This is a genomic window from Micromonospora sp. B11E3, from assembly GCF_039871625.1.
Lineage (GTDB): Bacteria > Actinomycetota > Actinomycetes > Mycobacteriales > Micromonosporaceae > Micromonospora.
The window spans coordinates 1-7,996 of sequence record NZ_JBDPMC010000139.1; the positions used below are offsets into that span (position 1 = coordinate 1).

Consider the following 7,996-nt stretch of genomic DNA (forward strand, 5'->3'; position numbering starts at 1 on the left):
ACCCCCGCTCCCGTAACGGCGTCGCGTTCACCTGTACTTCGTGCAGGCACCTCGACCACGCCGATACCAACGCGGCCCTGAACATTCTCAACGCGGCCGGGCTTGGTCGTGTACGGACGTGGAGCCCCGCACCTGTGGGCTGCGAAGCGTCAACCACCCGGCGTGCCGCATGAGCGCCGCCAGGAATCTGCCCTCTTCAGGGGGCAGAGGAAGTCAACACCCCGTCGCCCAGGACCTGATCGTCGACTCCCTCGCGTACTGGATGAACACGCTCGGGATCGACGGCTTCCGGCACGACCTCGCCTCGGTGCTCGGCAACACCTGCCAGCACGGCTGCTTCTCGTACAGCCGCACCGACCCGAACACCGCGCTCAACCGGATCACCCGGGAGATGCCGCCCCGGCTGGCGGGCGGCGGCGTGGGCGTCGACTGGATCGCCGAGCCGTGGGCCATCGGCGCCGGCACGTACCAGGTGGGGAACTTCCCGGCCGGGTGGTCCGAGTGGAACGGGCAGTACCGGGACACGCTGCGCCGGGACCAGAACAAGCTCGGCGTCGACCCGGTCACCCCGGGCCAGCTCGCCGACCGGTTCGCCGGCTCCTCCGACCTGTACGGCGACGACGGCCGCCGGCCGTGGAACTCGGTCAACTTCATGGTGGCCCACGACGGGTTCACCCTGGCCGACCTGTACGCCTGCAACGGCAAGAACAACAACCAGCCGTGGCCGTACGGGCCGTCCGACGGCGGCAGCGACGACAACATCTCCTGGGACCAGGGCGGGGTCGCCGCCGACCAGCGCCGGGCGGCCCGCAACGGGCAGGCGTTCCTGATGCTGTCGGCCGGCACCCCGATGCTGACCGGCGGCGACGAGGTCCTGCGCGGGCTGCGCTGCAACAACAACCCGTACAACCTGGACTCGTCGGCGAACTGGCTGGGCTGGAGCCCGACCACCGACCAGACGAACTTCCGGACCTTCGCCTCCCGGCTGGCCGCCTTCCGCCACGCGCACCCCGCGCTGCGGCCGGTGAACTTCTACTCCGCCGCCGACACCAACGGCAACGGCCTGGCCCAGCTCGCCTGGTTCACCCCGGCCGGAGTCAGCCCGGACGGGGCGTACTGGGGCAACGCCAACAACCACGCGCTCGCCTGGCGGATCGACGGCACCGAGTTCGGCGACCCCGCGTCGGCGATCTACGTCGCCTACAACGGCTGGTCCGGGGACGTGAACTTCACCCTCCCGGCGCCGGGCGCTGGCAAGCAGTGGTACCGGGTCACCGACACGGCGAACTGGGCGGAGGGGGCCAACCAGGTGGCCGCGCCCGGCGCGGAGGCGCTGATCGGCGGCCAGGGCACCGGCTACCTGCTGCGCGGCCGCAGCCTGCTCCTGCTGATCGCCCGCTGGCGGAAGCCCCCCGCCCCCCCGCCCGGTTCTGTCAGCCACACACCCACCATCATCTCGACGAGCGTCCGGCCGAGTTTCGAGACAATTCGAGACGCGCGCCCACACGCGCATGCGCGAGCCCGAGCCCCCTGCGCGGCCCCGGTGTGACCGGTCAAACCGCAAAACGCGCGCGTGCGCGCGGGGGGAGCTGCTCGCGCTCCTGGGTGGGTACGTCGACCGCCCACACCCGCGACCCCCCGCTTCGAGGAACACCGGGGCGCGACCGGCACACCCTCCCGGGCTCTGGAGTCCGTTGGGGCCGGCGGCACCCGCTCCGGTCGGGCTGCTGCTGACCGAGTTTTGCGAGTTTCGCGAGGCGCTTACGCGCGCGTGCGCGAGGGGCCCTGGTGCTCGTGGACCCCGGGGGGTCCGGACGCCGCGGCCAAACGCAGCTCCGGCGGCTTACCCACAAGACGTGACAACTCTGCCGCCCCCTCAGGACGCGGCCCCCCGGGGATCCCCCTCAGGGAGGCTGCCGAAATCCTCAGCGGACCGGACGGGGGAATCCCGGGCCCGCCTGTGCCCGCCTCAGCGGAGATGAGGGACCCCTCCGACCCGGAGGGTGTCTGGCTGTCCGGCCGGGGTCACGCCGGTCTGTCACAGCCGCTGGCACAACGCCTTCAACCGGGCTACAACGCCGCTACGAACGCAAAGAAGACGTGGCCAACGCTCACGACGACCTCGTCGACGCCATCGACGTCACCATCGTCACCATCCGTAGCCTCCATCTCGGCCCGCAGTTCCTCGTCGCCCAACATGCTCATCCCGTTACCTCCTCTGCTATCTCACGGCCGGGCCGCAGCGGCGGGTTCATCTCGTACCCCTACGCGGTCGCGGCGCTGAGCGGCCCTGACAGACCCGTGTGAGAGCGCCGGCATCAGAGGTGCGCGCGCAGACAGGCCACGGGCCGCGGGTAGCGGCCCCACCAGACGGCCCGGGTCACGCCCACCCGTCGCCGGTGTGTTCAAAGTTTCTGTACTTGGTCAAGGCGGCCCGCCCGGGCCGCCCGTGCCGGTCAACAGGGGCGCGCGTCCGGCCGCTCCGCTGCCGCTGCACACCGGCCGCGCCCGGTGCCCCGTCGACGGGCACGACGTCGACGAGCGCCAGGACGTCGCGCACGAAGTTGCCGAACGGTTCGCGGGTTCGCCCCGTACCGCCGTGGTGGCGGGCCACCCGGGGTTGCCGAATTGGCCTCTACGGGATCAAGCGCTGGCGCGGTTACCCGGCCCGGCGGCAAGCCGCCCGGCCCGGCCTGCGGCCAGCCGGGACGGGAAGCCGCCCTGACGGGCCGGAGGCCGTGCCTCGCCGAGGGGGCGTCGCCGGCGTTGCCGAACGGATCCGGGGGACATCGACGAGGACCAGGGCGTCGCGGCTACCGAAACAGTGGTGCCGCGTCCGTCCTGCTGGCGGCCTCCGGCCGGCATCGGCCGGCGCGGCACCAGTCGGGTCTACCGGTCGTCGCCGTTGCGGTCGGCGGCCGACTGCGCCCGCCGGTCGAAGTCGGTGCGCGCGGTCGGGCTGGCGGGTTTCCTCGCGGCGGCCGACTGGATCCGGGCCTTCGCGTCCTGGGTCATCGGGGTCTTCTTCGCCATGCCCCGATGGTCCGCCCGGCCGCCCCGCCGAGCGGAACCCGCGAACCCACAAGACGTGCGAACCAGCCCCCGCCGCGCGCCCGGAATGCGGCTTTTGCCGCGCACCATAAAATGCTCCTTTTGGTGTTTACCGGTATAGCCGGTCAGGGGGGCCGGGGGGCGCGGCTCCCGTGTGCCGGCGTCACCGCCCAGTCCTTCGAGCAGGTTCACGATCTGCGCCAGGCCCGCCTTGATCTCCGCCGCGTCCGCCTTGTGCTCGGCGTAGTGATCCAGTTGTGTCTCCCGCAACGCCGACAGCACGCGGGTGTGCCCACGCAACTCGGCCCGGTACTCGGCGACGTCGCGGTCGGCGCCGGACGCCAGTGCCCGCGCCGCCGCAGTCTCCTGCCGTACGACCGCGAGTTCGGCCTCCATCGCCGAGATTCGCCGCTCCAGGTCCTCCAGGCTGCTCATGACGTCGATTCTCCCAGCCCCGAAGGGCGGCGATGCTCGGCCGGGGTCATCGATTCCAGGACCGGGCCTTCTCCGCGCACCGCCAGGAGCGTCACACCTCTTGCACTATCCAGTGCTCCGGCGCGAATGGCGTCTGATGCGACCTGGCGAGCTGCCCGCGACGACGTCGACCACGACCAGATTCCCGCCGCCGAAACCATCCAGGAGTGACCCGTCACCAAGGCATCACCGACATGATGGAACCAGCGACAGGGATGGCCTTGGGGCCCGGTTCGGCCGGGATGATGTCCGTCTGATCCAACTGTCATCAAACGCTGTCGTCAACTCGGATCGGCCTGCATTGGATCGGCGGGTCGGATTCCCGTGGCCGGGAGTGATCCATTGACTCCGTTCCGTACCTGTCGTCAAATGGTCCTTTGCCGACAGAGGCATCCGGGGTGAATGCCGCGTGCCCGGCCAGACGCTCGACCCCGCGCCCTAAAGATTAACTAAATGATCCCCGGTGACATGAGCGTTAGGAACCCCCCGACTACGCCCTGGCCTGCGCTGCAGCCGCCGCATAACCGCGAAGCTCAAGAAACTAAAGCAGAAGGTGTAAATCAAACGGCAACTCAAGACCTTGACCCGTTCCGGGTGGCGGTGGAGAAAGCGACGGCGCCGCCTCCCGCCAATATTTCCAGACCGATACATGGCTGATCAGGTTGCCGGATAGTTTGGCTACCGCATCCAGGGTGTAGGGGTGGCCGTTGGGGGCGGGCTCACCCTTCATTGCCTGTGCCCAGGCTTTCACCCATGCGGCCATCCCCGGCCCCAACTTCCCATTTCTCTTTTTGGGCAGGGATACCCCTTCGGGGAGTTCACCCTTTTCTTCCAGCGTCTTCAGGTATGCGTGGAGGGTGGCGGGCCCATCCTTGCTGGGCCGCCAAGTGACCACGTGATCTGGCGGTGGGGGCAGCGGCGGCGCCGCCTCCCGCCAATATTTCCCGACCGATTGCTTGTTGATCAGTTTGCCGGATAGTTTGGCTACCTCCTTCTGGGTGTAGGGGTGGCCGTCGGGGGCGGGCTTACCCTGTAGTCCCTGTGCCCAGGCTTTTACCCATGCGGCCATCCCCGGCCCCAGATGCCCCTGTTTGTCGGGGGTCAGGGATACCCGGTCGGGGAGTTCACCCTTTTCTTCCAGCGTCTTCAGGTATTCGTGGAGGGTGGCGGGCCCGTCCTTGCTGGGCCGCCATGTGACCACGTGATCTGGTGGTGGGGGCAGCGGCGGCGCCGCCTCCCGCCAATAATTCCCGACCGTGGCCTGGTTGATCAGTTTGCCGGATAGTTTGGCTACCGCCCGCTGGGTGTAGGGGCGGCCGTTGGGGGCGGGCTCACCCTTCATTGCCTGTGCCCAGGCTTTCACCCATGCGGCCATCCCCGGCCCCAGCCTCCCCTGTTTGTCGGGGGTCAGGGATACCCGGTCGGGGAGTTCACCCTTTTCTTCCAGCTTCTTCAGGTATTCGCGGAGGGTGGCGGGCCCGTCCTCACTGGGCCGCCAAGTGACCACGTCATCTGGCGGTGGGGGCAGCGGCGGCGCCGCCTCCCGCCAATATTTCCCGACCGATGTCTGGTCGATCAGGTTGCCGGACAGTTCGGCTGCCGCATCCTGGGTGTAGGGGTGGCCGTTGGGGGCGGTCTCACCCTGTAGTCCCTGTGCCCAGGCTTTCACCCATGCGGCCATCCCCGGCCCCAAATTCCCATTTCTCTTTTTGGGCAGGGATACCCCGTCGGGGAGTTCACCCTTTTCTTCCAGCTTCTTCAGGTATTCGTGGAGGGTGGCGGGCCCGTCCTTGCTGGGCCGCCAAGTGACCACGTCATCTGGCGGTGGGGGCAGCGGCGGCGCCGCCTCCCGCCAATATTTCCAGACCGATACATGGGTGATCAGGTTGCCGGATAGTTTGGCTACCGCATCCAGGGTGTAGGGGTGGCCGTTGGGGGCGGGCTTACCCTTCATTGCCTGTGCCCAGGCTTTCACCCATGCGGCCATCCCCGGCCCCAACTTCCCATTTCTCTTTTTGGGCAGGGATACCCCTTCGGGGAGTTCACCCTTTTCTTCCAGCTTCTTCAGGTATTCGTGGAGGGTGGCGGGCCCGTCCTTGCTGGGCCGCCAAGTGACCACGTGATCTGGTGGTGGGGGCAGCGGCGGCGCCGCCTCCCGCCAATATGTCCCGACCGATACCTGGGTGGTCAGTTTGCCGGATAGTTCGGCTACCTCCTTCTGGGTGTAGGGGTGGCCGTTGGGGGCGGGCTTACCCTGCAGTCCCTGTGCCCAGGCTTTCACCCATGCGGCCATCCCCGGCCCCAGCCTCCCCTTTTTGGGCAGGGATACCCCGTCGGGGAGTTCACCCTTTTCTTCCAGCTTCTTCAGGTATTCGCGGAGGGTGGCGGGCCCGTCCGTGCCGGGCCGCCAATTGACCACGTGATCTGGCGGTTCTGGTAGTGGCGCCTTGGTGGTGGATGTGGGTGGGGGCGGCTGCGGTGTGGGGTGCGGGGTTGCCGATTGGTTGGTACGGATCGGTGTGGATTGCGTGTGCGGAGATGCCGGGCCGGACGTGACCTGAGTGTCGGGGTGGCCCAGTGAGACCGTCCTGGGATACCCGGGGGCGAAACCATAGTTGTCGTGGAATCCCGATGCGGCCGAGGCCAGAGTGATGTTGACGTGATACACCTCGGACATCAGGCGTAGCAGCGCCCCCTTGAGGTGGGGAACGGACGTCCCGCGCGTGTCCAGGGCCTGCCGCAGCCGGTGAACGTCCTCCGGGGACAGGCCGTTCTCTTCAGCGAAGTCGGTTCTGTCGATGATGAGGCCGAACTCCGCCTGCAGACTACGGCGCACATCCTCAGCTCCTGGCAGCCCCATCACGCTGGAGAATCGCGTGAACAACTCGTCCCACTCGTCTGACCGCGGCAGCTCGGCCGGCGCGGACGGTAACGGGACAGCAGCGGGAACAGCGGCGTTGTAGTGGTTGTAGTGGGTGGGGTTCGCCGGGTCGGCCGCGACGTAGTACAGGTCGACCCGCCGGCCGTCCCGCGGCCCGAACACCGCCACCGGGCTCACCCCCCGCCCGGTGCGCTGCCACACGGTGATCCGGCTACCGGTGGCGTGGGCCAGCAACGGCAGCAGGAACTCCCCGCCCGGCCGATCCCACCGGCGGCCCCAATTGGCCACCGTGTCGAAGACCTCGGCAAGCTCGTCCGCCTCGAGCGGCCCGTCAGACGTGCTCAACACGTGGACCAGATAGGCACGGGCCTGCTCCGGCGCCAACGACGCCACCGGGAAACCCCGGCCGCGCCCGTTGACGAAGTCCAACTGCTCCTGCGGCACATCCATGACCGGACCGGGATCCCGCCCCAACCCGATCAACTCCGCACACGCCTCGTCATACCGCTGCCCGATCCACTGCGCATCCAGGAAACCAGCCTCGGTGACAACACCGCCCCCCGAAACACCCTGGTCGCCGAGACGATCAGTCAGCCGCGCCAACACCTGCTCATCGTTGAGCTCCCGCACCTGCCGCCACGGCTCCCCCTGCGGCAGATGCCGCCGCTGCATCACCACATCGGCCGGCAACCACCCGAAACAGGTGTCCAGGTACGACACGACACGGGCCTGCAACAACTCGTTCACCCGCGCCAACTCAGACCCCGCCGGCACCGCGCCAGCCATCCGCCCCACACTGACGCGCACCCGGTCAGGAGAGGAGAGCCACTCAAGATCCTCCGGCAGCACCTCTGCCTGCGCCAACACGTCCCGCACCAACACCGGATCAGCGACAACGAACGCCGACAACACGCAATACCCATCAGCCGGCACCGCGAACTCCAACACCGGCCGGCCAACCCCATCCACACCTTCCAGATCCAGAACCAGATCCAGGTCCGGGTCCAGAACCAGATCCGGGTCCAGGTCCAGATCCGGGTCCAGAACCGGGTCCGGGTCCGGGCCCAGGTCCGGCATCCATAGATCCTGCGTGAATGCCGGGTTAAGAAGCGCCGGGTCAACAGAAGACAGGCCGTGATCTTCCGTATCCCGATCGTCCGGCGCGGTCACGTCGTCCCCCACCACCGACGGCGCCCACGCAACACCCACTACCCCTGACACCCCAGACAGCGGGTACAAAGAATCGACCCGATCGCCCCCCGGCTCCCAGCCCTCATCAAGCGTCGGCGTACTACCCATTCGACCCAGACCCAGACCCAGGTCCAGGTCCGGGTCCGGGGCCGGGTTCGGCATCGATAGATCCTGCGTGAATGCCGGGTTAAGAAGCGCCGGGTCAAGAGAAGACAGGTTGTGATCTTCCGTATCCCGACCGTCCGGCGCGGTCACGTCGTCCCCCACCACCGACGGCACCCACGCGACATCCACCCCTGGCCATTCGGACAGCGGGGACTGGACCTGTTCGGTGTCCTGCGGCGGCTCCCACTCGTCGTCGAGCTTTGGTGTGTCCAGATCCATCCCATCCAGATCCAT

Annotated in this window: 5 protein-coding genes; 2 read left to right on the top strand and 3 right to left on the bottom strand. The window is 68.2% G+C overall.

Features of this window, described 5'->3' with window-relative positions; all coding sequences use genetic code 11:
* Together ABGB16_RS32505 and ABGB16_RS32510 are read left to right on the top strand one after the other, a co-directional pair.
* Positions 1-173, top strand: a 173-nt coding sequence (locus ABGB16_RS32505; protein ID WP_347671901.1) for a zinc ribbon domain-containing protein, incomplete at its 5' end; no start/stop codon positions are given.
* Positions 170-1,549 (top strand): hypothetical protein, encoded by a 1,380-nt coding sequence (locus ABGB16_RS32510; RefSeq protein WP_347671897.1) that lies wholly within the window; start codon positions 170-172, stop codon positions 1,547-1,549. The genes ABGB16_RS32505 and ABGB16_RS32510, both read left to right, overlap by 4 nt.
* Before the next feature lie 521 nt (positions 1,550-2,070).
* Here ABGB16_RS32510 and ABGB16_RS32515 read toward each other — a convergent pair.
* From ABGB16_RS32515 to ABGB16_RS32525, 3 genes are all read right to left on the bottom strand, one after another.
* A complete protein-coding gene (locus ABGB16_RS32515; RefSeq protein WP_347671898.1) occupies positions 2,071-2,205 on the bottom strand; it encodes a hypothetical protein in 135 nt (44 codons plus the stop codon).
* Between the two features lie 684 nt (positions 2,206-2,889).
* Positions 2,890-3,486 (bottom strand): hypothetical protein, encoded by a 597-nt coding sequence (locus tag ABGB16_RS32520; protein ID WP_347671899.1) that lies wholly within the window; start codon positions 3,484-3,486, stop codon positions 2,890-2,892.
* A gap of 580 nt (positions 3,487-4,066) precedes the next feature.
* Positions 4,067-7,981, bottom strand: coding sequence for a hypothetical protein (locus ABGB16_RS32525; RefSeq protein ID WP_347671900.1), 3,915 nt, complete (start codon positions 7,979-7,981; stop codon positions 4,067-4,069).
* Positions 7,982-7,996: the final 15 nt, after the last annotated feature.